Source organism: Zobellia sp. 1_MG-2023, assembly GCF_030549125.1.
In the GTDB taxonomy this organism is placed as follows: Bacteria; Bacteroidota; Bacteroidia; order Flavobacteriales; family Flavobacteriaceae; genus Zobellia; species Zobellia russellii.
Genome location: NZ_JAUOSY010000002.1, coordinates 74,139 through 98,585, shown reverse-complemented (window position 1 = coordinate 98,585; position 24,447 = coordinate 74,139). Strand labels below are relative to the sequence as shown.

Sequence of the window (24,447 nt, the reverse complement as noted above, 5' to 3'; positions counted from 1 at the left end):
GTTATAACAGATTAGCATTAAAATCCTTTATACACTCTTTAATCGTACGCGTTCTAATATAATTTAGATAGCGCACGTACTTTTCTACAAAAATGGAACTGTTCTTTAAATCACCAAAAACAGAATCTATTTCTAAAAACCTAAGCGGTTCCTGCTGAGATTGGGTAGCTCTTCTAATTAGAACATTACTAATTGAGTCGGATATTTTATAGGCTTTACCTTGATCATCCGAACCATCATAATACTTACACCATGCGGCAACAAAAAAAGCAACGCTATCAATAACCTTATCTTTAGACAACTGCGCCTGTACCGTTGGCAAAATGAAGATGGGGACTTTTGCAGAACTTTCGTTGCAAATTCTTGACAGGCTATCATAAATATGCGGGTTCTTAAATCTGGTAATTAAAGTAGATTTATAATTTTCCACCAAATGAACCTCGGCCTTGTCCAGCACAGGAATGACCTCTTCATCCATAAAAGTTTTTAGGAAAAGCATAAAATCTTCATCGTTTGCAGCCTCACTAATGGTTTTATATCCATGAAGTGTGCCCAGTACCCCCAACAGGGTATGGCCTGCATTAAGCAACTGAAGCTTCATTTTATCATAAAATTCAATATACTCCACAAACTGCACTCCTACCTTTTCCCACTCTGGTCTTCCATGGAAAAAATTATCCTCTATTACCCAATTTGAAAAAGGCTCACAGACTACCGGCCATTGATCTTCAATTAAAAAATCGTTTTTCAAGATTTCAATATCCTCTGGGCGTGTGAGCGGTGTAATCCTATCTACCATTGAATTGGGAAACGTTGTGTTTTCCTTTAACCAAGGCAATAATTCGGGCTCCATCTTATTTACATAATTGAAAAAAGAAGCTTTCATCGTATCTCCGTTCCCTTTGATATTGTCACACGATAAGATAGTACAACCCGTTAGGCCCCTGAACTTCCTCAACTTAAAGGCTTGCACCAAGTATCCAAAAACGGTTTTAGGATAAAACGGATTTCTCATATCCTCTTCTACAACAGGATTCTCCTGGTCAAACTCTCCCGTTATCTCATTTAAATTATACCCGTCTTCGGCAATAGTCAACGAAATGATTTCAATATCAGGATGAGCAAGTTTTTCAATAACCGCCATGGGGTTTTCAGGACCAAAAAAATACTCTACAATAGAGCCAATAACTTTTATTTGATGAGATCCATTGGCATCTTTCATTACCAAGCTATAAAGACCGTCTTGATCCTTTAACACATTATATATCTTTCGGTCTGCATCCAAAAGGTCTATTCCGCATATACCAAAATTCAGTTCATTATGCTTTTCTATCAATTCGTGCATATAATATGCTTGATGCGCTCTATGAAAATTACTTACCCCTATATGAGCAATACTTGTTTTAATTTTGTCCCGATCAAACACAGGGGTCAATACCCTATTCTGCATTGCTCCTACGTTCTCAATATTTAAGTATAATGGGTTTTGCATGTTTTTTACAATAAAGAATCAGTGTCCAAAATCTTTGAATTTACATAAAAAATAAAATTATATCTATATTTTTTAAGGGTTCATTGTATATTGACGAAATAGAACTTCAGGGCGATTCAAAATGAAGTTTAAAACAAAGATAAGAGAGCCGTATTAAATGGATTTTAGAAAACTGGATAACGTATCTGTTAATTGTGTCATTTTTGGCTTAGGCCCAGAAGGCCTGGATGTTTTATTGCAAAAACGAACGCTAAATATGTTCCGAAAAGAGTACCCAATAATTGATGACTGGGTCATTACGGGAGAACGTGCTTTTATCAACAAAACCTTAGAGGAGTCTGCCAATAGTATCTTTAAAAGCATAACCAACCTTAACGAGTTCAACAGGATCCAATTTCACACCTACGGCATTACTTCTAGAATTAAAACCGACAAAGATTTGTTGTGGACCAAAAGTCAAGGACTCAAAACACAATCCATGACTATTGCGTACTATTTTGTTCAACCCAAAAAGAACATTAAACTAAGTAATGATGAATTTAAGTGGTTTCCGCTAAAGGCCTTACCAGAACTGGGGTTTGACCACAAAAAAATAATTGAGGACGCTCAAGAAGATTTGAAGCAAAAAATCATGGTTGAGCCCATTATATTTGATTTTATATCACATAAGTTCACCTTAAACGAACTTCAAATTGCTTTTGAATCTGTCCTGAATATTGAAATTGACAATCGAAATTTCCGAAAAAAGGTTCTAAAGAAAATTTATATTGTCCCTTTAAACGAAACCCGAAAGGGTAACGCAAAAAAGCCCTCCAAACTCTATGTTTTTAGCCGGGATGTATATGATAAAGTAACCGAAAAAGACCTAATCATAAATATTTAAGAGCTTACACTACCCTAAGTTCAATTTTCAAGTTAAAATAGCTCTACCAAAAAATGGATTAAGTTATTCGTATAGGGCAAACCATTAAATATTGGTCAATTAATGCTTTCAGAGTTCCGATTATACATATTTTCTTACATTTCATAAATTCGGGCAACGATCAAAATAAAGATTTCGTATATTCGTGGTATATTATTTGCTCACATAATTATATGAAGCACTTTTACCTAATTATTACATTCTTGTGTATCTCGTTTTCCTATGGTCAAGAAACCCAGAGTAATGGAGATATTAAGGGTTTTAAACTTTACCCAAATCCTGTTACGAATGGCAAGGTGTACATTAGCACAAATGACAATGCACCCAAACAAGTTCTAATTTATGATGTTTTGGGTACGCAGGTTCTAGAAACCAAAATTAACGGCAACGAACTCTATCTTTCTGATCTTGATGCCGGTGTTTATGTATTACGGGTCTATCAAAACAATAAAGTAGCTACAAGAAAATTAATCGTTAAGTAGCACTCCTCTTTTTACAACAACACCTTTTCCGAACCCTCTTATTTTCAATTTATTACAACCAAGACACCTGTCGACAAACTTCAAACACCTGTCGATGAATGGTAACAAAATAGCGATGAACGGAAACTGATGTGACGCTCACCAACACCCAGGCCATTTTCACAACATTTCAGAACAATCACCCGCCCCATTTTCTACCTTTAAACTGTTGACCCCAAATCAATAGTTATGCGCATTACCTACTTTATGCTTTTCATGGTATTTACCATTGGAATGTCCGCCCAAGATTCATTTGATTTTCAAAATCAAAAAAAAGAAGAAATTCCCGGTTTTAAGCTATACCCCAATCCTGCTTTTAATGATGTGGTAAATGTTATTACCAGAGACAACCAATCAAAATACATTAAAGTTTACGATGTCTTCGGGAAAATTGTGCTTACGGACCAAATTTCCAAGAGCAATCTAAATATCTCTAGGCTTGTACCAGGTGTATATGTGCTTCAGGTTACGGAAAATCAAAAAACCAGCAACCGAAAACTGGTTGTAAAGTAGCCAAAAAAAAAGCTCCCTTTCAGGAGCTATTTCAATTTAATTAAAAACAAATATGTAATGTTTTACCATATCCTCCCTTTATTTTAGGAGTTCATATGATACAACTTTACAATATCTCTACTACCTCTAGATCAAAAACAAGGTCTTTACCTGCTAAAGGGTGGTTACCGTCAACAACAATACTTTCTTCTTTTACCTCAGTAACCAATAAATTAATTTCCTGCCCGCTTTGGGTCTGAGAAACTAGTCCCATTCCTACTTTAGGCTCAATATCCTGTGGCAATTGACTCTTTGGAACTTCCTGTATCAATTCTGCTTTAGGCTCTCCGTAAGCTTCCTCTTTAGGTATATTAACGGTTTTTTTCTCATTGACTTTCATATCAATCAGACCTTTTTCAAACCCAGGTATCAATTGTCCCTGACCCATAGTAAATTCAATAGGCTCACCTCTTTCAACAGAGCTATCAAAAACCTCACCTGTAGTCAACTTACCTGTGTAATGTACTTTTACCTTATCGTTCTCTTTAATTTGACTCATAATATCATTTTAAAAAACAGCAAAATGCTATTTTATAGCTATTTTGGTAAAGGTACAGGTATAAAAACGGCTACAAAATCTTTAACCCAAGCCTTCCTTGTATTTAGAAAACATTAACATTTTACACCTGATTAGTTAAAAGAATTAACAATTAAAAAACTGGTTACCTACGAATAACCAGATACATTAAAATTATACACTTTTACCCATCTTGTTTATTTTTTACAGAAAAGGATATCACTATTTTTGCACAAGGAATAGTATTATGAACGGTAGTGAAATATTTAAGATAAATACACAGAGCGAATTTGACGCCCAAGCTTTAAAAGTTTTTAGGCACCAGTATCGCACCAATGCCGTGTACCAAGAATTTTGTTCCTATTTAGGTAAGTCCGATGCAAATGTTGATGAAGTTTCCGCAATACCCTTTTTACCCATTTCCTTTTTTAAATCGAAAGAAATTATTTCTGGAGATAAGCTCCCGGAAACAATTTTTACAAGTAGCGGCACTACCGGAAGCAATACCAGCAAACATTTTGTAAACCGGCTTTCTCTGTATGAGGAAAGTTTCAGAAATGCATTTGAACTATTTTACGGTAAAGTTGAAGATTTTTGCGTTCTGGCCCTGTTACCTTCTTATCTGGAAAGAGAAGGCTCATCTCTTATTTATATGGTTGATGATATGATCAAGCAGAGCCAGCATCCGGATAGCGGCTTTTATCTTAACGACCTAAATGGTTTACGCAACAAACTGATTCAACTAGACGCAAACGGTCAAAAAATATTGCTTATTGGAGTTTCTTTTGCCCTTTTGGACATGGTTGAAACCAATACGCTAAAACTAAAGAACACCGTAATCATGGAAACGGGCGGCATGAAAGGCCGACGAAAGGAACTTATTCGCGAAGAACTTCATTCCATCTTAAAAAAAGGCTTTGGCGTACCGGTCATACATTCCGAATATGGCATGACAGAACTATTATCCCAAGGCTATTCAAAAGGAAACGGTATTTTTGAAACTCCTCCTTGGATGAAAATCCTAATCCGCGATACGGAAGACCCGCTAGCCTACCAAGACCATAAAAAAACTGGAGGTATTAATGTTATAGATCTGGCAAATATTGATTCTTGTGCATTTATAGCTACGCAAGATTTAGGCAAGACCTATGAAAACGGCACTTTTGAAGTATTGGGCCGTTTTGACCATTCCGATGTTAGAGGCTGTAATTTAATGGTACTTTAAAGTCCCAATATTTTGGCATCAACAAAGAATGTAGAGTTTACGTCAATCTCATGATCCGTACTGATCAACTCATCAGTAACCGTATTCAACCTTAGGTTAAATTTGTCTTTTTTGATGTACTCTTTTAAGTCTACGTCTATAACATCTACATCTAAAACATCACCAATATTCTCGTCTACTTCTTCTTTAGAAGCAATCATTATCTCATCAAGACCCTCTGCGGAAATATAGATTTCTATAGATTCAAGAAAACTAAAATCACTATCGTCCGGAGAGGTGATTTCCAATTCCAACTTAGTTAGTTTAATTTCTTCAATCAAATCTTTACGCGTATCGTTTACCTCAAACTGTGAATCAGAATTGGTTTCCATGTCCGGCGTGAACATATCAAAAGGAAGGTCTATACCTGCCGAAGATGGTATAGTTACTTGACTATTATAATCCAGATCAAATTTGGTAAGCTCGTCTAACTTATCACAAGAAGTCAGTGTAGCAAAAACGGTAAGAATCAATAAAAATTTACGCATCTAATTCGGGTTTGAAAAATGTTACTGGCTACATAACGCTTTCCAAACCCGTTTTAGTCTACCTTTTATCTTAAAAAACGGCCGAACTATTGTACCACTAAAACAAAATAGTTCTTTTTACCCCGCTGTAACAAAACAAATTTGCCGTTGATCAAGTCACTATCCGTAATAAGATAATCTGCTTTTACTTTTTCTTTATTTACAGAGATAGAATTCTGTTTCAGCTCCCTTCTTGCTTCACTGTTTGATGCTAAAAACCCCGTTTTATCCGCAAGTGCACCGATCATATCCAATCCTGGAGTAAGCTCCTCTTTAGAAATTTCGGCTTGTGGTACTCCGTCAAAAACATCTAAAAAAGTCTTTTCGTTCAAACCTTTCAAATCTTCCGAAGTAGACCGTCCAAAAAGAATGTTACTAGCCTTCTGAGCATTTTCCAAATCTTCCTGTGAGTGCACCATTACGGTAATTTCTTCGGCCAAACGCTTCTGCAAAGCACGCATATGCGGTGCTTCTTGGTGCTCTTTTATCAACTCTTCTATTTCTTCTTTGGAAAGAAACGTGAATATTTTAATGTACTTCTCAGCATCTACATCTGAGGTATTCAACCAATATTGGTAAAATTTATAGGGTGAAGTCCTTTCGGAATCCAACCAAATATTACCTCCTTCGGTCTTTCCGAATTTAGTACCATCCGCTTTTGTAATCAACGGGCAGGTAAGCGCATAGCCTTTGCCCCCTCCTATTCTTCTTATTAGTTCCGTACCTGTGGTAATATTTCCCCACTGGTCACTACCACCCATTTGCAACGTACAATTATGGTTTTGGTACAAGTACAGAAAATCATACCCCTGTACCATTTGGTAGGTAAACTCGGTAAAGGACATTCCTTCCTTGGATTCCGCTGAAAGTCTCTTTTTAACCGAATCCTTGGCCATCATATAGTTTACGGTAATATGCTTGCCCACGTCCCTTATAAAATCCAGAAATGAAAAATCTTTCATCCAGTCATAATTATTGACCAAGATGGCTGCATTGTCCCCATCACCATCAAAATCTAAAAACCGCGACAATTGTTCCTTTATAGCTTCTTGGTTATGACGGAGCGTAGGCTCGTCTAATAGATTACGCTCTGCCGATTTTCCGGAAGGATCACCTATCATACCCGTAGCACCACCAATAAGCGCATAAGGTTTATGGCCTGCCAATTGAAAATGACGTAACATCATTACCCCTACCAAATGGCCAATGTGCAAAGAATCTGCAGTAGGATCAATACCCACATAGGCAGATTGCATTTCGTTCATTAAATGTCCCTCGGTTCCCGGCATTGCGTCATGCAACATGCCTCTCCATTTTAATTCTTCTACAAAGTTTGAAGTCATGTCCGTCTATTCTGTAAATTTAGCTGCAAATATAAAAGTAAATCGCCGCCCAACCCTTGAATAATACAGGAAATTATTCATCGCTATTCGCTAACTTTGGAACATGATATTGGTTACAGGAGGAACGGGGTTGGTAGGTTCGCATCTTTTATTGAAATTGGTGCAGAGCGGTAGTTCCGTTAGGGCCATTCACAGAAAGCAAAGCAATCTGGAACGTGTGCGCAAAATTTTTGGGTATTACACAGATGATGCCCAAATCCTGTTTGATAAAATTGAATGGGTAGAGGCCGATATTATAGATATTCCCGCCTTGGAAATTGCTTTTGACCAGATTACCCACGTATACCACACTGCAGCCCTTATTTCATTTGACCCTCAAAACTTTGATACGCTAGAAAAAATAAATACAGAAGGAACCGCCAATATTGTAAACCTATGTATTGCCCATGGTGTACAAAAGCTATGTTATACCAGTACCATTGGCGCCATAGGAAGAACATTGGGGAGCGGCATGGCAGATGAAGAAAATGCGTGGACCCCTCGTGAAGCCAATGTATATGGACTTACCAAACAAGCAGCGGAAATGGAAGTCTGGCGCGGTTCCCAAGAAGACTTGCCCGTAGTTATGGTCAACCCCGGGGTAATCATAGGTCCGGGATTCTGGCATAGCGGTAGTGGAGATTTGTTTACCGTAGCAAAAAAAGGGTATCGGTTCTACCCTCCTGGTGGCACAGGCTTTATCACAGTGCATGACGTGATTAAAATGATGGTAACCTTGATGGATTCAGAAATTACCAACGAACGCTATATTGCCGTAGCCGAAAATCTGACGTTCAAAGAGATTCTGACCAAAATAACTGTAGAACTCGGCATAAAGTCACCATCCGTGCAACTAAAGTATTGGCAACTTGAAATAGGAAGATGGTTAGATTGGCTAAAAAACCTATTCTTTAAAAACGGAAGGAGAATCACCAAAAACTCCATTCATTCCTTAAAGCACCGAGAAATTTATAACAATCAAAAAATAAAAAACGCCTTAAACTTTGAATTTGAGGCGTTGGATGAAACCATTTCTTTATGTTGTCAAAAATTTAAGGAAGAGTATCATTAGCTTTGGCCTTGGCTTTTTCCCTTTCTAATTTTTCCTTGGCCACTCTAAGACTATCGTTCACCTTTTTCTGCTCTTCCAAAACCTTGGCCTCAGACTCAAGGTTAGCCTCTACTTCCTTATAAATTTTTTCGTATTCCACAGGTAGCGAAGCGTAATAGCGATCACTTTCTACCAGTTGCAAACTATCTATATTGTACTTTTCAAAAATATAGTCCATAGGCTCTACATCATTGTCCCTGAGCACCTGCATATTAGTTGTTTTGGCAGCGTTCACTACGGCCAAGTCCTGAAGAATGGCCACCATTTGCTCCCTTGGAATAAGGTTTTCAGGCTTTTCCAAAAGCTGCTCATTACAGGATATAATCATAAAAAATACCAGAACCGCTGCTAACTTCTTCATATTATCTGTTGAATGTTAATCGCCTTGCATTGCGCTCTGGAGAAAAGTTTCCGTTTTCATAGGCCAAGTGACCGTTAACAAAGGTGTGCGTCACGGAAGACTTAAAGGTAGTACCTTCAAACGGAGACCATTTGCATTTGTACGCTATATTCTCTTTTGTTACTTGGTAAGGAGCATTCATATCTACCACTACCAAATCTGCAAAATAGCCTTCTCTAATATAACCTCTTTTTTCAATCTGAAATAGTATGGCGGGATTATGACACATTTTCTGCACCACTTTTTCTACGGAAATTACATTCTCATGCACTTTATCCAATAAAGCGGTGAGTGCATGTTGCACCAATGGACCGCCCGATGGCGCTTTGGTATACACGTTATCTTTTTCACTTAATAAATGGGGGGCGTGATCCGTTGCTATAACATCCAAACGATCATCCAGCAACGCTTTCCACAACTGGTCCCTATCCGCTGCCGTTTTCACTGCAGGATTCCATTTAATCAAAGTGCCCTTGGTATCATAATCCGCTTCTGAGAACCATAAATGATGCACACAGACCTCTGCTGTAATTTTCTTCTGCTCTAACGGAATATCGTTCCTGAACAAATCTGTTTCCTTTCCGGTAGACAAATGAAAAACATGTAGACGGGCACCTGTTTTTTTAGCTAATGCCACAGCCTTTGAAGAAGAAAGATAACAAGCCTCTTCACTTCTTATAATAGGATGATATTTTACGGGAATATCATCTCCGTACTTCTCTTTATACTCGGCAAGGTTTCTTTTAATGGTTCCCTCATCTTCACAATGTGCAGAGATAACCATTTCTGTATTTCTAAAAATCTTCTCGATTACTTCCTCATTATCTACCAGCATATTACCTGTGGAAGACCCCAAAAAGAGTTTTACACCCGAACAGGCGTTTTTATCCAGTCGTTTTAATTCTTCCAAATTATCATTGGTACCTCCAAAAGGAAATGAATAATTGGCAAAACTGGACTTGGCACCCATTTGAAACTTTTCCTCTAACTTTTCTATAGTAGTAGTTTGCGGATTGGTATTGGGCTGCTCCATATAAGTTGTGATTCCACCAGCTACGGCAGCTCTACTTTCGGAGGAGATATCTCCCTTATGCGTAAGGCCCGGCTCTCTAAAATGCACCTGATCATCTATAACTCCCGGCAAAAGGTATTTACCTTCGATATCTATAATTTTAGCGGTATCATCAGAAATATTAGCTTCAATTTTCACGATAATATCATCCTGAAGCAAAACATCGCTCTCAAAAATCGTGTTCTCGTTTACGATTTTGGCATTCTTTATCAATATTTTTCCCATACTAAAATCTAGATTTTTGAAACATACTGCGCATTTTCATCATAAAAACGCCAACGATGGCTTCATTGATAATTGATGACGACATTTTTGATTTTCCCCTTACTCTATCTCTAAATATGATAGACACTTCCTCAATCTTATAATTTTTTAGATACGCTCTAAATTTCATTTCAATCTGAAAAGCATACCCTATAAACCGTACGGAATCTAGACTTATATTTTCTAGAACATGACGTCTATAGACTACAAAGCCAGCAGTAGGGTCATGAACACGCATTCCCGTTATCATCTTTACATAAAAAGAAGCACCATAAGAAAGTAACACCCTATACAAAGGCCAATCTACCACGTTAACTCCTTTTTTATAACGTGAACCTACAACTACATCCGCGCCATTGGCACATGCCCTGTAAAGCCTTAACAAATCTTCTGGATTATGAGAAAAATCGGCATCCATTTCAAAAATGTAGTCATATCCTTTTGCAATGGCCCATTTAAAACCGTGTATATAAGCCGTACCCAAACCTGATTTTTGCTTTCTGACCTCTAAAAAAAGTCTTCCGGAAAATTCCTTTTGCAACTCTATTACTTTTGCAGAAGTGCCGTCCGGCGAGTTGTCATCTACTATAAGAACATGAAAATCTTTAGTGAGACCAAAGACCGCTCTAATAATAGCTTCTATATTCTCTATCTCGTTGTAAGTGGGGATAATAACTAGGCTGTCTGACACGGATTCGCTTGAATTTTGACAAAAATAACATTTTAAAAGTCTCCAAAAAATGCCAACTATGGAATTGTGAAATTTTTAAAGGTCGGCTATCTATCAGAATTCGTAATTTTGAGCGTTCTAACAACAATAGACCTAGCCTCTATTTGAGACACCAACTAAAGAATGAAGTCTAAACTGCCACGAATTTTTCTAATCTTACTAGGTATAGGTTTTTTATTAAACCTGCTTCAATCCTATTTTACCCCTCTTATTTTTGACGAGGCATATTACTGGCATTTTGCGCAAAACATGGCATGGGGCTATTTTGACCACCCTTCTATGGTTGCCGTTCTCATTAAAATTAGCAGTTTCTTCTTTAACGGCGAGCTGGGAGTTAGATTTATGAGTTGCATTCTTTCGTCTGCCACTTTATTCATTCTTTGGAGCATTGTAGACCACCCTAAAAAGAAGGACTATGTGGTTCACTTCTTTGTACTTGTCTATTCCATGACGCTTTTGAACGCCTATGGCTTTTTGACCCTGCCGGATACCCCGTTGCTATTCTTTACCGCATTGTTATTATACGTTTACAAGCGGTTTATTGAAAAACCAGACCTCTTTTGGGGTATTGTCATGGGCATTACCATGGCGGGATTAATGTACAGCAAGTATCACGCGGCCTTGGTCATCATATTTATACTGCTTTCCAACCTAAAATTGGTTTTAAACAAATATGCATGGCTTTCCGTCATTGTTGCCTTACTCTGTTATGTACCGCATTTTATCTGGTTGTACGAGAATGAATTTGTTACCATAAACTATCATCTTTTTGACCGCCCTAACGACCCTTACAACTTTAACAAGTATACATTAGGGTATTTTGTAAATCTTGTGGCCATCTTTGGTTTTACCTTTCCATGGATTTACTGGGGCCTTTTTAAAGCTAAAGCAAGCGACAAGTTCACCAGAGCCCTCCTCTTTTTAATCTTTGGAGTGCTTATTTTCTTCTTTATCTCCAGCTTCAATAGAAGGATTCAGACCCAATGGATTATTGTAATCTCTATTCCGCTTATAATTGTTGTTTTCCGTTTTATGATGGAAAATGAAATTGCAAAAAAATGGATATACAGAATGGGCCTTTTAAATATTGTTATTATTCTCTTTCTAAGGGCGGGACTTATTTACGAACCTATGTCTCCCATTTATTATGAGACCCATGGCAATATTGAACTGATTAAAGACGTAACGGACAAGGTAGGCAACACGCCTTTGGTGTTTGAGAACTCATACCGTAACGCTCCCATGTTCGCATTTTATTCCGGTAATGACACCTATTCCCTTAATAACGAAAGCTACAGGCTCAATCAATACTCTATTGATGATTCCGAATCTAAAGTACAGCACAAAAAAATACTGTATCTATCTAAGCGCTCCTCTGATGCCGAACTTACCTTTACAAAAAGTGATAGCACCAAAATGTATGGCAAATACATAGACAATTTTGAAACTTTTAGAAAACTCAGAACCCTACTGGAAGGGCCCATAAGTTTTGATTTTGAGCAGGAACAGACTTTTGAGCTATACAATCCGTACGATTTTGATATAGACCTAAAGAAGCTCAGGTTTAATGTGGCTTACATGAACGCCTCTAAAAAAGTAAAGGACCGTTTGCCCATTAAGGCCCAGTTAAAAAATTCTTCGGTTACACATATTAAAGCTAAGGATACGCTTACCTATACCTTTAAATTTCCTAAGCCCAGAAAATTAAATGATCCAAAATACGTTAGAATAGGTATAATGGAGAACGGACTCAACTATGGTATTAACGGACGAAACACAAAACTAAAATAATGGAACCCATATTACGAACTGCCGGCACTGCCGATTGGATTACCATTATACTCATAAGCAGTATTGTGTTTTTAGTACTGGCAAAAGGATTGTTTTATAGCCGTTTTCTAAATTTCATAATACTTCCTTTCAACAATAAGTACATCTTTATGTACAGTAAAAAGGAAAAGTTGATGAATTGGTTCCATATATTCTTTACCATTTTCCAGGTTATCAATTTTTCGTTGTTCGTGTACATGGCGCGGCAAATTTTGAGAGGTGATACCAATGATGCATACCCCTTCATGTACCCCATAATCTTAGCCAGTATTTTAGGGTTTATTGTCGTAAAAATAATCTTACAGCTAGGCAATGGGTTCATTTTTGGTTCCGGAAAGACCATTGGAGAACTTATTTTTAAAAAATTATCCTACCTAAATTATAGCGGAATTATCATGTTTTTGGCCAACGTAATACTGGCTTACGTAGCGCAGGGCTCGGAAGTTGTGGTCTATATAGCCATACTTTTAATCCTCCTCATAAATGTAATCGGGTGGGTTACAGTGTTAAGGAATCACCAAAAATTTATCACTTCCTACTTTTTCTATTTTATTTTGTACCTTTGCGCTCTCGAAATTTCCCCGTTTGTTATCATTGGCAGTTATCTTAAACAATAGGTTTATATGAAAGTAAAGACGATTTTGGTCTCGCAACCAGAACCGAAGATGGAAAACTCACCGTATTCGAAACTGATAGATAAGGAAAAAGTTAAAGTTGACTTCAGACCTTTTATTCATGTGGAAGGTGTAGATGCTAAAGAAGTACGACAGCAAAAAATAGACCTGAAGAACTATACGGCAATCATCTTAACCAGCCGAAATGCTGTTGACCATTTCTTTAGAATTGCTGAAGAAATGCGCTTCAAAGTACCGGATTCCATGAAATATTTCTGTCAGTCGGAGGCTGTAGCTTACTACTTACAGAAATATGTAGTTTACCGCAAGCGTAAGATTTATGTGGGCAAGCGTAACTTTGTTGAATTGGTTCCGTTGTTCAAAAAGTATAAAGGCGAAAAATTTCTATTGCCATCTTCGGATGCATTAAAGCCTATTGTACCTGAAATTTTAGACGGTCTGGACATTGAGTGGAAGAGAGCTGTTTTCTATAAAACCGTAATCAGCGACTTGTCCGATTTAAGGGATGTATACTATGACATTTTGGTATTCTTTAGCCCTTCGGGCATTGAATCCTTATTACAGAATTTCCCTGATTTTGAGCAGAACGACACAAGAATTGCCGTTTTTGGTAACTCTACTATTGATGCGGCTACAGATGCAGGTCTACGGATAGATATTAAGGCTCCAACGCCAGAAACACCGTCTATGACCATGGCGCTTCAGAAATATATTACTACGGCAAACAAGAAGTAAGATCACTTACTTTACGCTATAAAAAAAACCCTTTGTTCACAAATTGAACAAAGGGTTTTTTTTGTTTTATCCTTTCTACAAAAGGCCTAAAATGCATAACGCTGCGGCCCGCCGCGGCGTATTTCCTCACTTGCAAAAGCTTCAAACTTTTTAAAGTTCTCCCTAAAAGCGTTCGTTAACTTAAAGGCTGTGGTGTAATAGGCCTGATCATCGTTCCATGTAGCTCTGGGGCTCAACACTTTTGTTGGAACACCAGGACACTCCCTTGGTTGCGCCACTCCAAAAACGGAATGAATATGGTAATCGTCATAATTGTACAAACCTAAATCGCCATTAAGGACAGCGTTTATCATAGCACGGGTATATTTTAGCTTCATTCGGGTCCCAACACCATAAGGCCCTCCGGTCCAACCTGTGTTCACCAACCATACGTTAACTCCGGCATCCTGCATTTTTTTGCTTAACATTTCAGCATATTTTGCGGGGTGCAAAGGCATAAATGGCGCACCAAAACAAGCCGAAAATGAAGGTATGGGCTCTACAACCCCAGCTTCCGTACCGGCCACTTTAGCAGTATACCCGGATATAAAATGATATGCCGCCTGGCTTGGCGTAAGTTTAGATATTGGAGGAAGCACCCCAAAGGCATCTGCCGTTAAAAAGAAAATATTTTTTGGGTTCTTTCCTATAGACGGTCTTTGAACGTTCTCAATATGATAGATAGGGTAACTTACCCTTGTATTCTGAGTAATGGAAGTATTGGCAAAATCTACATTACCGGCCTCATCCATAATAACATTCTCTAAAATTGCACCTTTTTTTATGGCTCCAAAAATTTCCGGCTCGTTCTCTTGAGACAGGTTAATGACCTTTGCATAACATCCCCCTTCAAAATTAAAAACGGCATTTTCATTGTTCCATCCATGCTCATCGTCACCGATCAATTTTCGGGAAGCATCCGTAGACAAGGTAGTTTTTCCAGTGCCCGATAGTCCAAAAAAGATAGCCGTATCCCCTTTCTTGCCCACATTTGCAGAACAATGCATTGGCATGGTATTCTTTTCTACCGGAAGTATAAAGTTTAAAGCAGAGAATATTCCTTTTTTGATTTCTCCCGTATACCCGGTTCCTCCTATTAAAGCTATTTTTCTTGTAAAGTTTAGAATGGCAAAATTATGTTGCCTTGTACCATCTACTTCGGCATTGGCCATAAAACCCGGGGCATTTACTACGGTCCATTCCGGTTCAAAATTCTTTAGTTCTTCTTCCGTAGGACGAATGAACATGTTATATGCAAATTGATTGGACCATGGATACTCGTTAATTACCCTGATGTCCATCCTGTAATTATGGTCTGCACAGGCATAACAGTCCCTAACAAACAATTCTTTCTCATTTAGATAAGCAATGACCTTATCATATAAAGCATCAAATTTAGAGGGTTCAAACGGAATATTTATATCGCCCCACCAAACCTTTTCTTCGGTTATGGCATCCTTAACAATAAATCGGTCCTTCGGAGACCTTCCGGTAAACTCCCCCGTGTTTACTGCCAAAGCACCGGATGATGCTTTTTTACCCATTTTTCGCTCTAGCGTAATGGCTTCTAATTCTGATGGCGATAGCTGATAATGTAAATTATCGTGCGTTATACCGTACGATTTTAAAGAAATAGATTTTCCCATTTTTTAAAGAATTGTTAGTTGAGAGTTTATTTTAGACATCAAAATTATCAAAATAATAATTCAACACTCCTAAAAATGAGAATTTATTAGTCAAAATGTTTGAAAAGTCGATAACCAAATATACTCCAACCAATAATCAACAAGGTTCCGCCAAGTGGCGTTACCAGCCCAATGACCTTAAAATCAAAACTGCTTAAACTATTTGTTGCCAACAGATAAATTGAAAAAGAAAAACAGATAATACCTGCTAAGAGAAAATAGAAAATCATTTTTTTACTAGCTTCGGGCAACTGTTTCATACTACCCAAAACAAGCAAAAGCAATGCATGGTACATTTGGTATTTTACACCCGTCTCAAAAGTTTGAATAGAATTGGCATCTACTAACTTTTCCAATCCATGGGCACCAAACGCACCCAACACAACCGCAGTTACCCCTAATGCAATTCCCGTGAGACATATTGTTTTGTTCATAACTTATATGATGTATTTTTTTATAAATATAACAATCACTACCTTAGTCTCTCGTTATACATATTAAAAGTACAAAACTAAATGTCGCGAAATATACTTGTTATCGGAGCGGGAAAATCCACATCATACCTTTTAGATTATTTCTTGGAAAAATCTGAAGAAGAAAAATTACACCTTACTATTGGCGACCTTAACCCAGAGAACCTGCCCCAACACATACGGGACCACAAGAACTGTACGGCCAACCATCTGGACATACAGAATGAAGAAGATAGAAAAAACATCATTTCACGGTCTAATATTGTGGTTTCTATGCTTCCCGCATTTTTACACAGTAAGATTGCCGCAGACTGCGTTGCCCTCAAGAAACATTTGGTAACCGCATCTTACGTAAGTGACACCTTAAAGGCCTTGGATGAAGAGGTAAAGCAAAAAGGACTTGTGTTTATGAATGAAGTTGGTCTAGACCCCGGAATAGACCATATGAGCGCCATGCAGATTATTGATAGAATTCGTGATCAAGGCGGAAAAATAGTATTGTTCGAGTCTTTTTGCGGTGGACTCGTTGCCCCCGAAAGCGACACCAACCTCTGGAACTACAAATTTACATGGAACCCAAGAAATGTAGTACTAGCCGGCCAAGGAGGTGCTGCCAAGTTCATCCAAGAAGGCACGTACAAGTATGTTCCTTACCACAAACTGTTTCGTCGTACGGAGTTTTTTGACATTGAAGGTTACGGACGTTTTGAGGGATACGCCAACAGAGATTCTTTAAATTACAGGGAAGCCTATGGTCTACAAGATGCACTTACCCTTTATAGGGGCACAATGCGCAGGACCGGATTTTCCAAGGCTTGGAATATGTTCGTACAATTGGGAATGACGGATGATAGCTATAGGCTCGAGAATTCCGAGAACATGTCCTACCGAGAATTTACGAACTTATTTCTGCCGTACTCCCCAACGGATTCGGTAGAACTTAAACTACGTCACTACCTAAAAATAGATCAGGATGACAGTATGTGGGACAAAGTACTGGAACTGAACCTTTTTGACCAGAACAAGACTATCCCCCTAAAGAATGCCACACCCGCGCAAGCACTACAGTATATTCTTGAGGATAGTTGGACGCTAAAAGATTCCGATAAGGATATGATCGTTATGTACCATAAGTTCGGTTATGAGTTGGATGGTCAAAAGCATCAAATTGATGCCAATATGGTAGTTATTGGAGAAAACAGAACTCATACGGCCATGGCCAAGACCGTGGGTTTACCCGTTGCCATAGCCACTTTGGCCATATTGAACAAAAAAATCACTACGCCTGGTGTTCAAATTCCGATTAAAAAGGAGGTCTATGAACCTATTTTAAAAGAACTCAAAACCTATGGTATCGATTTTAAGGAATATGAAGTACCGTATTTAGGGTATAATCCTGATTCTGTATCCAATGGCGAATAGGTGTCCTTCACATTTCAACAATGAAGAGAAAATATCTCTCTACAAAATTCAAACAATAATAGCTACTTTTACCATCAATTTGAAACTCAACTCATGAAACTAGGTAACGATAAAGTTAAAATTGACGGTATTGACAAGAAAATTCTAAGGTATCTCATGGAAGATGCTAGAAAACCCATTCTTGAAATAGCCCGAAACATTGGTATATCCGGTGCCGCAATCCACCAACGTTTACGAAAACTGGAGTCTTCTGGACTACTTTCAGGGTCCAAGTTTATTATCAACCCTAAAATTATGGGGTACCATACCATGGCCTATATTGGCATTTACCTAGATAAGGCCATGAGCAACCCCGTTGCAGTCAAGCAACTGGAGAAAATTCCAGAAGTACTTGAATGTCATTACACTACGGGAAATTGGTCTATTCTCATTAAAGTACTCTGCAGGGACAATGAGCACCTAATGCACGTATTGAACAAAGAAATTCAACAAATAGAAGGGGTATCCCGTACGGAGACCTTTATTTCCTTGGCCCAACAAATTGATCGACAAATTCAGATATAATGTTTGGATTAAATCTAAATAAGGATTATTTTTGTCCCCAATGGAACGCATTCATTCATCACAATACTATACATTTTTCCAATCCGATAAGGAAAGATGCTTTTATATAGACCTAGGTCAAAAGGTTGTGCGTTTATCGTTTTGCCAACTGCTTGCCTTACGCCAGAGGGTTTGGAGCATAAACATTGAAGACCATTTTGATGAGGACAAGAATCCACATGGTTTTGAAATTTTATCCCTTTGTAATAAAGAGCACCTTTTTGTTTTGAATACCCTAGAGGTTCTTGACCTTAAAGAATTGCTTACCGGTGTATTTTTCTTGCTTGATATTGCAGCTCAGACACCTTCCCTTACCTCAAGAGGCTAAACCTCCTATTTTTAATCAGTCTAAAACCAGTTATAAATTGGTCAAAGGCCTAGTTATACGCATACTTTATTGATAACTTTACGTTAAGTAAAGAAAAAGACAATGAAAGATATAGCAAGACAACAGATGAGTATTAAGGTAGAGAGCATGGATATGCTCAACGCCCAAATACAAATGGAAGGAAAAGCATCTGCATCATATTTAGCCATGGCATCATGGTGCGACCAACGAGGTTATATAGGAAGTGCAGACTTTTTGTACGCACAAGCGGCAGAAGAAAGAGAACACATGATGAAGATTTTTAAGTTCGTGAACGATTGTGGCGGTAACGCCCTATCTCCCGAAATTGGAAACGTAAATCACGATTTCTCTTCTTTGGAAGAAGTTTTTGAAACTGCTTTGAGCCAAGAAATTGAGGTAACCAAATCTATAAACAGTATTGTTGCTTCGGCCAAAAAGAACAATGACTTTGGTGTGGAGAACTTTTTACAGTGGTTCGTTACCGAACAATTGGAAGAAGAAAAAACAATGCGTGATATCCTTGACCTATTTGAAATTATGGGTCGCGATGGTATCGCCTTAAAATTTATAGACGAGCGCATTAAAGCGGAATAAAATATTAGATTAACTCAAATAAAAAAGGCTGCCCAATTCATTTTGGACAGCCTTTTTAATTGCTTTATCGTCTTTGAAACTAATCTCTACTACCACCGAATACTTGCATAGCCCAATACGCCAAAGTAGCCAATGAGCCAATTGCCGCTACTAAATACGTTCTTGCCGCCCATTTAAGCGCATCTTCCGAACCTTTGTATTCTTGTGGTGTTACTACATTCTTGGCTTTTAACCACGCTAAGGCACGGTTACTGGCATCGTACTCCACGGGTAAAGTAATTAAGCTGAATAACGTAGCCATACCCATCATCACTAAACCGGCAACTGCAACATATCTCCCTAAACCAGCACCACTGGCAGCACCTAGCATAAGTCCACCAAAAACAACCCACATAGATAATCCTGAAGTAACACTAACAACAGGTACCAATTTAGAGCGCAAGGTCAACCATTCATAGGCCTGTGCGTGTTGTACCGCATGGCCACACTCGTGAGCCGCTACAGCCGCTGCGGAAGCGTTTCTTTGGTTATACACACCTTCACTTAAATTTACTGTTTTGTTCTGCGGATTGTAATGGTCCGTAAGCATACCTGCGGTTGAAACCACTTTCACGTCTCTAATACCATGATCAGCCAACATTTTCTCTGCGATTTCTGCTCCGCTCATGCCATTACTTAAATGCACTTTAGAATAGTGCTTAAACTTGCTTTTAAGCTTGTTACTTACCAACCAGCTTACCAGAGCTATGGCACCAATCAATATATAATATCCCATCATAATTTTATTCTTTTTAAGATTTGAATTTAAAGATAATCAAAAACCTTTCATTTTGTTAGCGCTCACTTCAGCCGCGCTTACTTTGTCTATAATCTCTATGCGGATTGGATGTTGCCTAATCAAAACGAATACTTAACTGATCTAGTGAAAAGCAAAAACCTCGCCAAATCAATTTGGCGAGGTTTTGAAGTTTTATGCTGCCAAAATGTCTTTGGCTATTTGTACTTGAATTTTAAAATCAGCATAAATAAAAGCAGAAATGCTGTTATGCCGTTTGCCAGTGTAACGGGCAGACTACTTATTAATATACCGTATGTAAGCCATAACACAACCCCAATAAAGAGTACCAAATAGGTGGTGAGCGAAATGTCTTTGGTAGACTTATCGCGCCACGTTTTATACACTTGTGGCACGTAACCTGCCGTGGTGAGAATAGCGGCCGCCAACCCAAGAATTTCAATGTAATCCATAATCTATTTAGTTGACGACTTTATATTTTCTACCCTACGATATTAACTATTTTTCCTGGAACAACAATCACTTTTTTAGGTGTGCGCCCTTGTAATTGCTGTTGTGTTTTTTCATGGGCCATTACCGCAGCTTCAATTTCATCTTTGCCCAAATCCAAAGGAAGCTCTAGTTTAAAGCGCATTTTTCCGTTGAAGGAAACCGGATACTCCTTGCTGCTTTCCACCAAATATTTTTCCTCAAATTTTGGAAAAGTCACGGTAGCAATAGAACCTTCATGCCCCAAAAGCTTCCAAAGTTCTTCCGCAATATGTGGTGCATAAGGGGAAACCAAAACCGCTAAGGGTTCCAAAATCGCACGGCTATTACATTTCTGTGAACTTAGCTCATTAACGGCAATCATAAAAGTAGATACCGAAGTATTAAAACTGAAGTTCTCAATATCTTCTTCTACCTTCTTAATAGTCTTGTGCAAGGTCTTGTAGCTGTCTTTTGAAGGCTCGTCTTCCGAAACCGCAAAAGCACCCTCGGCCCCTGAGTGGTACAAACGCCATAGTTTCTTCAAGAAGCTATGTACACCGGTAATACCCGCCGTATTCCAAGGTTTGGATTGCTCCAAAGGCCCTAAGAACATTTCATACAAACGCAATGAATCTGCTCCGTACTCCTCACAAATAGCATCCGGATTGACCACATTGTATTTGGACTTGGACATTTTTTCTACCTCGCGTGTCACTAAATACTTATCCTTAGTTTCCTCGTTACCGATAACGGATTTACCCTCTCCAATAAATATTGTATTTTTATCAAATTCTCTCTTATAAATGTGATTTGTTAAAATCCTTTCAACGTCTAATTCATCTGAACCATTAACCAAATCCACATTCACATGCGTTTTTAAAATATCGAATTTTACTATTGAAAGAAAATTAGAAGACAAAACCAGATTAGTCCTCAAGTACTCATCCAGAAAAATCTTCAAATCCCCCAATGCAATTCCTTTAGAAACCGATAAACCTTTTACTTTTTTAACAATCATCCTTAAATCTTCCTTCTCCTCCTTAGAATAATTCGATGGGTTTTTTACCAAAATTTCTTCTACTTGATTTGTATCAAGAATAATTTTATGAACAAAAGCACTTGTCCCCGTAATCATCCCCTGATTAATAAGCTTTTTAGCAAACTCATCTTTGGGTACTAAACCTAGATCAAACATAAACTTCTGCCAGAAACGGCTGTACAACAAATGGCCCGTAGCATGCTCGCTACCTCCAATGTACAAGTCCACATCCTGCCAGTAGTCAATGGCTTCTTTTGAGAAAATCTCATCCTCATTATGTGGGTCCATATAGCGGTTAAAGTATTGCGAACTACCCGCCCAACCCGGCATGGTATTCAACTCTAAAGGCCATACGGTCTTATGGTCTATCTTATCGTTAGAAACAACTTCATTTTTTACGGTATCCCAAGCCCAAACGGTAGCATTGCCCAAAGGCGGCTCCCCGGTTTCGGTAGGCAAGTATTTATCAACCTCCGGTAATTTTATGGGCAAATGCTCCGCAGCGATCATTTGCGGCATACCCTCTACATAATACACCGGAAAAGGCTCTCCCCAATAGCGCTGACGGCTAAAAACGGCATCGCGCAAACGGTAGTTGACCTTACCTGTACCCGCGCCAATTTTCTCAATCTCCGCAATGGCTTTTTGAGTCGCTTTTTTATAATCCAATCCGTTTAAAAAATCGGAATTGGCAATAACGGTCGTATCCTTATCCGAAAAAGCTTCCTCGGAAATATCAACCCCTTCAAAAATATTAGGAATAGGAATGTTGAAATGCTTGGCGAAGTCATAATCGCGCTGATCCCCACAAGGCACGGACATCACCGCTCCGGTTCCATAACCCGCCAATACATAATCCCCAATCCAAACAGGAATAGGTTCCTTGGTAAACGGATGCTCTGCATACGCTCCCGTAAATGTGCCGGAAATGGTCTTTACATCTGCCATACGGTCACGTTCCGAACGTTTTGCCGTAGCTTCTATATAGGCCTCCACCTCAGCTTTCTGTTCCGCAGTAGTAATCTTGGCCACCAAATCATGCTCCGGGGCCAAGGTCATAAAAGAAACCCCAAAAATAGTATCGGGCCGTGTAGTAAAAACTTCAATTGGATAAGAGGTCTGCACTTCATTGGTGGTAACGGTCTTGAAAGTTACGGAAGCACCTTCACTCCTACCGATCCAATTGGTCTGTGAATCTTTAAGCGGCTGAGGCCAGTCTACCGTATTCAACCCATCTAACAAACGCTGGGCATACGCACTTATGCGCATACTCCACTGTGTCATTTTTTTACGGATTACCGGATGACCACCGCGCTCTGAAACACCGTTTACAATTTCATCATTGGCCAGAACCGTTCCCAAAGCAGGACACCAGTTTACCTCGCTTTCCGCCAAATACGTTAAGCGGTATTGCAGCAAAATTTCCTGTTTTTTCTTATCTGAAAAAGACTGCCAATCCGCTGCGGAAAATTGCGCAATATCTTCGTCACAGACCGCTTGTACATTAGCATTTCCTTCCGCCTCAAAAACGGCGACCAACGTATCTACAGATTCGGCCTTATCCGTTGTTTTATTATACCAAGAATTGAAAAGTTGAATGAATATCCATTGCGTCCACTTGTAATATTTGGGGTCAGATGTACGTACCTCACGGCTCCAATCAAAGGAAAACCCAAGTTGATCTAACTGTCTACGGTACGTAGCAATGTTCTTTTCTGTAGTAACCGCAGGATGCTGTCCGGTCTGTATGGCATATTGTTCCGCCGGAAGGCCAAAAGAATCGTAGCCCTGTGGATGCAAAACATTAAAACCCTTGTGTCTTTTATAGCGTGCATAGATGTCACTGGCGATATATCCTAACGGATGGCCCACGTGCAATCCGGCCCCGGAAGGGTAAGGAAACATGTCCAACACATAGTATTTTGGCTTATCGGAATTGTTCTTGGCCTTGAACGTTTCGTTTTTGGCCCAAAAGTCTTGCCATTCCTTCTCTATTTTCCTAAAATCGTAGTGCATCTGATATCTTTCTTTTCAATGTGGCGCAAAAATAAGTTTATTCAATTTACTTTCCTAAATTTACGGTCGCATACACGAATATGGGCAAGTCTTTTGAACAGTATCAGAAACAAAAATTGATATCATCGTACTTTTCGGTGGTACTGAGCATTGCATTGGTGCTATTTTTATTGGGTATTTTGGGGCTTTTGGTCATCAACACCAAAAAAATGGCCGATCACTTTAAGGAGCAGATTACGATTTCTATTTTCCTAAAGGACGAAGCCAAGGAGTCCGAAATTGACCAGCTGCAGAAAAACCTGATACAAGAAGAACATACCAAAAGTGCCGTTTTCGTTTCCAAAGAGGATGCCGCCAAACAACATAGTGAGGAAATTGGCGAGGATTTCCAGAATTTTTTGGGGTACAATCCGCTTAAAAACTCCATAGACGTACAGTTACGTGCAGATTTTGTAACCCCACAGGAAATAGATTCATTGGCTACCAACCTTGCCAAAAAGACCTATGTGGAAGAAGTAAGCTATGACAAACCTCTAGTTGGCCTGTTGAGCGAAAATGTAAAACGCATTAGTTTTTGGATTTTGATTGCCAGTGGTGTACTTACTTTCATTGCCATTTTACTTATCAATAGCTCTATACGGTTAAGCATTTATTCCAAACGTTTTATTATCAAAACCATGCAAATGGTGGGAGCCACTAAGACTTTTATACGCCGGCCCTTTATTTGGATGAACGTAAAACTGGGCATGTTCGGTGCTTTAATCGCCCTACTTGCCATTACTGGCGCATTATATTATTTGGATAAAAATTTTCCGGAACTAGAACTCTTTAAAGATGTTGAACAATTGGGCCTATTGTACGGAGCCATCTTTATTCTGGGCATCTTTATTTCCTTGATCAGTACATTTTTTGCCACGCAACGGTTCCTGAACCTAAGAACGGACGAACTGTACTATTAACCCCGTAATTACTAAAAATACCCTCCAAACAATAAACCTTTACGACC

At 38.7% G+C, this 24,447-nt stretch carries 25 protein-coding genes; 13 read left to right on the top strand and 12 right to left on the bottom strand.

The window, feature by feature from the left end:
• Position 1: 1 nt before the first annotated feature.
• Positions 2-1,492, bottom strand: a complete 1,491-nt coding sequence (locus Q4597_RS04525; RefSeq protein WP_303404894.1) for a mannitol dehydrogenase family protein — start codon at positions 1,490-1,492, stop codon at positions 2-4.
• Positions 1,493-1,649: 157 nt separating this feature from the next.
• Here Q4597_RS04525 and Q4597_RS04520 point away from each other — a divergent pair, with 157 nt between their 5' ends.
• From Q4597_RS04520 to Q4597_RS04510, 3 genes are all read left to right on the top strand, one after another.
• Positions 1,650-2,375, top strand: coding sequence for an NrtR DNA-binding winged helix domain-containing protein (locus tag Q4597_RS04520; RefSeq protein WP_303404892.1), 726 nt, complete (start codon positions 1,650-1,652; stop codon positions 2,373-2,375).
• A gap of 212 nt (positions 2,376-2,587) precedes the next feature.
• Complete coding sequence (locus Q4597_RS04515; protein WP_215438677.1) at positions 2,588-2,896, top strand: T9SS type A sorting domain-containing protein; 309 nt, start codon at positions 2,588-2,590, stop codon at positions 2,894-2,896.
• Between the two features lie 228 nt (positions 2,897-3,124).
• On the top strand, positions 3,125-3,448 hold the full coding sequence (locus Q4597_RS04510) for a T9SS type A sorting domain-containing protein (RefSeq protein WP_215438678.1): 324 nt from the start codon (positions 3,125-3,127) through the stop codon (positions 3,446-3,448).
• A 106-nt stretch (positions 3,449-3,554) separates the two neighbouring features.
• Here the strand turns inward: Q4597_RS04510 and Q4597_RS04505 are convergent, their stop codons facing one another.
• A complete protein-coding gene (locus tag Q4597_RS04505) occupies positions 3,555-3,986 on the bottom strand; it encodes a peptidylprolyl isomerase (RefSeq protein WP_215438679.1) in 432 nt (143 codons plus the stop codon).
• Between the two features lie 265 nt (positions 3,987-4,251).
• On the opposite strand from Q4597_RS04505, the gene Q4597_RS04500 reads away from it, so the two are divergent.
• Positions 4,252-5,229 carry an acyl transferase gene (locus Q4597_RS04500; RefSeq protein WP_303404887.1) on the top strand — a complete coding sequence of 326 codons (978 nt, stop codon included), beginning with the start codon at positions 4,252-4,254 and terminating at the stop codon, positions 5,227-5,229.
• On the opposite strand, the gene Q4597_RS04495 is transcribed toward Q4597_RS04500, so the two are convergent.
• Together Q4597_RS04495 and tyrS are read right to left on the bottom strand one after the other, a co-directional pair.
• Positions 5,226-5,756 (bottom strand): hypothetical protein, encoded by a 531-nt coding sequence (locus tag Q4597_RS04495; RefSeq protein WP_303404885.1) that lies wholly within the window; start codon positions 5,754-5,756, stop codon positions 5,226-5,228. The two genes, Q4597_RS04500 and Q4597_RS04495, sit on opposite strands and share 4 nt — an antisense overlap.
• A gap of 86 nt (positions 5,757-5,842) precedes the next feature.
• Positions 5,843-7,138 (bottom strand): tyrosine--tRNA ligase, encoded by a 1,296-nt coding sequence (gene tyrS, locus Q4597_RS04490; protein ID WP_303404883.1) that lies wholly within the window; start codon positions 7,136-7,138, stop codon positions 5,843-5,845.
• Positions 7,139-7,241: 103 nt separating this feature from the next.
• On the opposite strand from tyrS, the gene Q4597_RS04485 reads away from it, so the two are divergent.
• Complete coding sequence (locus Q4597_RS04485; RefSeq protein ID WP_303404881.1) at positions 7,242-8,249, top strand: NAD-dependent epimerase/dehydratase family protein; 1,008 nt, start codon at positions 7,242-7,244, stop codon at positions 8,247-8,249.
• On the opposite strand, the gene Q4597_RS04480 is transcribed toward Q4597_RS04485, so the two are convergent.
• The 3 genes from Q4597_RS04480 to Q4597_RS04470 are packed head-to-tail and all read right to left on the bottom strand — an operon-like array spanning position 8,230 to position 10,715.
• On the bottom strand, positions 8,230-8,649 hold the full coding sequence (locus tag Q4597_RS04480) for a DUF4296 domain-containing protein (protein ID WP_303404879.1): 420 nt from the start codon (positions 8,647-8,649) through the stop codon (positions 8,230-8,232). The genes Q4597_RS04485 and Q4597_RS04480 overlap by 20 nt on opposite strands.
• 1 nt (position 8,650) lies before the next feature.
• The gene (locus tag Q4597_RS04475; protein ID WP_303404878.1) at positions 8,651-9,985 is read right to left on the bottom strand and encodes a dihydroorotase; all 1,335 of its coding nucleotides are present in this window, start codon (positions 9,983-9,985) and stop codon (positions 8,651-8,653) included.
• A 1-nt stretch (position 9,986) separates the two neighbouring features.
• The gene (locus tag Q4597_RS04470) at positions 9,987-10,715 is read right to left on the bottom strand and encodes a polyprenol monophosphomannose synthase (RefSeq protein ID WP_303404876.1); all 729 of its coding nucleotides are present in this window, start codon (positions 10,713-10,715) and stop codon (positions 9,987-9,989) included.
• Positions 10,716-10,877: 162 nt separating this feature from the next.
• Here Q4597_RS04470 and Q4597_RS04465 point away from each other — a divergent pair, with 162 nt between their 5' ends.
• Genes Q4597_RS04465 through Q4597_RS04455 form a run of 3 tightly spaced genes read left to right on the top strand, consistent with a single transcriptional unit; the run spans position 10,878 to position 13,954 of the window.
• On the top strand, positions 10,878-12,545 hold the full coding sequence (locus tag Q4597_RS04465) for a glycosyltransferase family 39 protein (protein WP_303404875.1): 1,668 nt from the start codon (positions 10,878-10,880) through the stop codon (positions 12,543-12,545).
• A complete protein-coding gene (locus Q4597_RS04460) occupies positions 12,545-13,201 on the top strand; it encodes a DUF4271 domain-containing protein (protein ID WP_289038476.1) in 657 nt (218 codons plus the stop codon). Before Q4597_RS04465 ends, Q4597_RS04460 begins: the two co-directional genes overlap by 1 nt.
• Positions 13,202-13,207: 6 nt before the next feature.
• Positions 13,208-13,954 (top strand): uroporphyrinogen-III synthase, encoded by a 747-nt coding sequence (locus Q4597_RS04455; protein ID WP_215438689.1) that lies wholly within the window; start codon positions 13,208-13,210, stop codon positions 13,952-13,954.
• An 86-nt stretch (positions 13,955-14,040) separates the two neighbouring features.
• Here the strand turns inward: Q4597_RS04455 and pckA are convergent, their stop codons facing one another.
• The gene (gene pckA / locus Q4597_RS04450) at positions 14,041-15,639 is read right to left on the bottom strand and encodes a phosphoenolpyruvate carboxykinase (ATP) (protein WP_215438690.1); all 1,599 of its coding nucleotides are present in this window, start codon (positions 15,637-15,639) and stop codon (positions 14,041-14,043) included.
• Positions 15,640-15,725: 86 nt separating this feature from the next.
• Positions 15,726-16,112 (bottom strand): DUF423 domain-containing protein, encoded by a 387-nt coding sequence (locus Q4597_RS04445; RefSeq protein WP_303404872.1) that lies wholly within the window; start codon positions 16,110-16,112, stop codon positions 15,726-15,728.
• Positions 16,113-16,193: 81 nt separating this feature from the next.
• Here Q4597_RS04445 and Q4597_RS04440 point away from each other — a divergent pair, with 81 nt between their 5' ends.
• The 4 genes from Q4597_RS04440 (at position 16,194) to Q4597_RS04425 (ending at position 19,119) form a co-directional block, all read left to right on the top strand.
• Positions 16,194-17,573, top strand: a complete 1,380-nt coding sequence (locus Q4597_RS04440; RefSeq protein WP_303404871.1) for a saccharopine dehydrogenase family protein — start codon at positions 16,194-16,196, stop codon at positions 17,571-17,573.
• 93 nt (positions 17,574-17,666) lie between these two features.
• Positions 17,667-18,137, top strand: coding sequence for an Lrp/AsnC ligand binding domain-containing protein (locus Q4597_RS04435; protein WP_215438693.1), 471 nt, complete (start codon positions 17,667-17,669; stop codon positions 18,135-18,137).
• A 40-nt stretch (positions 18,138-18,177) separates the two neighbouring features.
• A complete protein-coding gene (locus Q4597_RS04430) occupies positions 18,178-18,504 on the top strand; it encodes a hypothetical protein (RefSeq protein ID WP_215438694.1) in 327 nt (108 codons plus the stop codon).
• A gap of 102 nt (positions 18,505-18,606) precedes the next feature.
• Entirely contained in the window at positions 18,607-19,119 is a 513-nt protein-coding gene (locus Q4597_RS04425) for a ferritin (protein WP_303404870.1), read from the top strand.
• Positions 19,120-19,198: 79 nt separating this feature from the next.
• On the opposite strand, the gene Q4597_RS04420 is transcribed toward Q4597_RS04425, so the two are convergent.
• From Q4597_RS04420 to Q4597_RS04410, 3 genes are all read right to left on the bottom strand, one after another.
• Entirely contained in the window at positions 19,199-19,897 is a 699-nt protein-coding gene (locus Q4597_RS04420; protein ID WP_303404869.1) for a zinc metallopeptidase, read from the bottom strand.
• A gap of 215 nt (positions 19,898-20,112) precedes the next feature.
• On the bottom strand, positions 20,113-20,367 hold the full coding sequence (locus Q4597_RS04415; protein WP_215438697.1) for a SemiSWEET family sugar transporter: 255 nt from the start codon (positions 20,365-20,367) through the stop codon (positions 20,113-20,115).
• Positions 20,368-20,396: 29 nt separating this feature from the next.
• On the bottom strand, positions 20,397-23,441 hold the full coding sequence (locus tag Q4597_RS04410; protein ID WP_303404868.1) for a leucine--tRNA ligase: 3,045 nt from the start codon (positions 23,439-23,441) through the stop codon (positions 20,397-20,399).
• An 80-nt stretch (positions 23,442-23,521) separates the two neighbouring features.
• On the opposite strand from Q4597_RS04410, the gene Q4597_RS04405 reads away from it, so the two are divergent.
• Complete coding sequence (locus Q4597_RS04405; protein ID WP_215438699.1) at positions 23,522-24,400, top strand: ABC transporter permease; 879 nt, start codon at positions 23,522-23,524, stop codon at positions 24,398-24,400.
• Positions 24,401-24,447 lie beyond the last annotated feature (47 nt).

Coding starts and splice junctions, on each gene's coding strand:
- Q4597_RS04410 (WP_303404868.1), bottom strand. CDS start 23,441: ATGCACTACGATTTTAGGAAAATAGAGAAGGAATGGCAAGACTTTTGG.
- Q4597_RS04405 (WP_215438699.1), top strand. CDS start 23,522: ATGGGCAAGTCTTTTGAACAGTATCAGAAACAAAAATTGATATCATCG.
- Q4597_RS04515 (WP_215438677.1), top strand. CDS start 2,588: ATGAAGCACTTTTACCTAATTATTACATTCTTGTGTATCTCGTTTTCC.
- Q4597_RS04480 (WP_303404879.1), bottom strand. CDS start 8,649: ATGAAGAAGTTAGCAGCGGTTCTGGTATTTTTTATGATTATATCCTGT.
- Q4597_RS04455 (WP_215438689.1), top strand. CDS start 13,208: ATGAAAGTAAAGACGATTTTGGTCTCGCAACCAGAACCGAAGATGGAA.
- Q4597_RS04500 (WP_303404887.1), top strand. CDS start 4,252: ATGAACGGTAGTGAAATATTTAAGATAAATACACAGAGCGAATTTGAC.
- Q4597_RS04445 (WP_303404872.1), bottom strand. CDS start 16,112: ATGAACAAAACAATATGTCTCACGGGAATTGCATTAGGGGTAACTGCG.
- Q4597_RS04520 (WP_303404892.1), top strand. CDS start 1,650: ATGGATTTTAGAAAACTGGATAACGTATCTGTTAATTGTGTCATTTTT.
- Q4597_RS04495 (WP_303404885.1), bottom strand. CDS start 5,756: ATGCGTAAATTTTTATTGATTCTTACCGTTTTTGCTACACTGACTTCT.
- Q4597_RS04420 (WP_303404869.1), bottom strand. CDS start 19,897: ATGATGGGATATTATATATTGATTGGTGCCATAGCTCTGGTAAGCTGG.
- Q4597_RS04460 (WP_289038476.1), top strand. CDS start 12,545: ATGGAACCCATATTACGAACTGCCGGCACTGCCGATTGGATTACCATT.
- tyrS (WP_303404883.1), bottom strand. CDS start 7,138: ATGACTTCAAACTTTGTAGAAGAATTAAAATGGAGAGGCATGTTGCAT.
- Q4597_RS04510 (WP_215438678.1), top strand. CDS start 3,125: ATGCGCATTACCTACTTTATGCTTTTCATGGTATTTACCATTGGAATG.
- Q4597_RS04430 (WP_215438694.1), top strand. CDS start 18,178: ATGGAACGCATTCATTCATCACAATACTATACATTTTTCCAATCCGAT.
- Q4597_RS04415 (WP_215438697.1), bottom strand. CDS start 20,367: ATGGATTACATTGAAATTCTTGGGTTGGCGGCCGCTATTCTCACCACG.
- Q4597_RS04525 (WP_303404894.1), bottom strand. CDS start 1,492: ATGCAAAACCCATTATACTTAAATATTGAGAACGTAGGAGCAATGCAG.
- Q4597_RS04475 (WP_303404878.1), bottom strand. CDS start 9,985: ATGGGAAAAATATTGATAAAGAATGCCAAAATCGTAAACGAGAACACG.
- Q4597_RS04505 (WP_215438679.1), bottom strand. CDS start 3,986: ATGAGTCAAATTAAAGAGAACGATAAGGTAAAAGTACATTACACAGGT.
- Q4597_RS04425 (WP_303404870.1), top strand. CDS start 18,607: ATGAAAGATATAGCAAGACAACAGATGAGTATTAAGGTAGAGAGCATG.
- Q4597_RS04485 (WP_303404881.1), top strand. CDS start 7,242: ATGATATTGGTTACAGGAGGAACGGGGTTGGTAGGTTCGCATCTTTTA.
- pckA (WP_215438690.1), bottom strand. CDS start 15,639: ATGGGAAAATCTATTTCTTTAAAATCGTACGGTATAACGCACGATAAT.
- Q4597_RS04465 (WP_303404875.1), top strand. CDS start 10,878: ATGAAGTCTAAACTGCCACGAATTTTTCTAATCTTACTAGGTATAGGT.
- Q4597_RS04435 (WP_215438693.1), top strand. CDS start 17,667: ATGAAACTAGGTAACGATAAAGTTAAAATTGACGGTATTGACAAGAAA.
- Q4597_RS04440 (WP_303404871.1), top strand. CDS start 16,194: ATGTCGCGAAATATACTTGTTATCGGAGCGGGAAAATCCACATCATAC.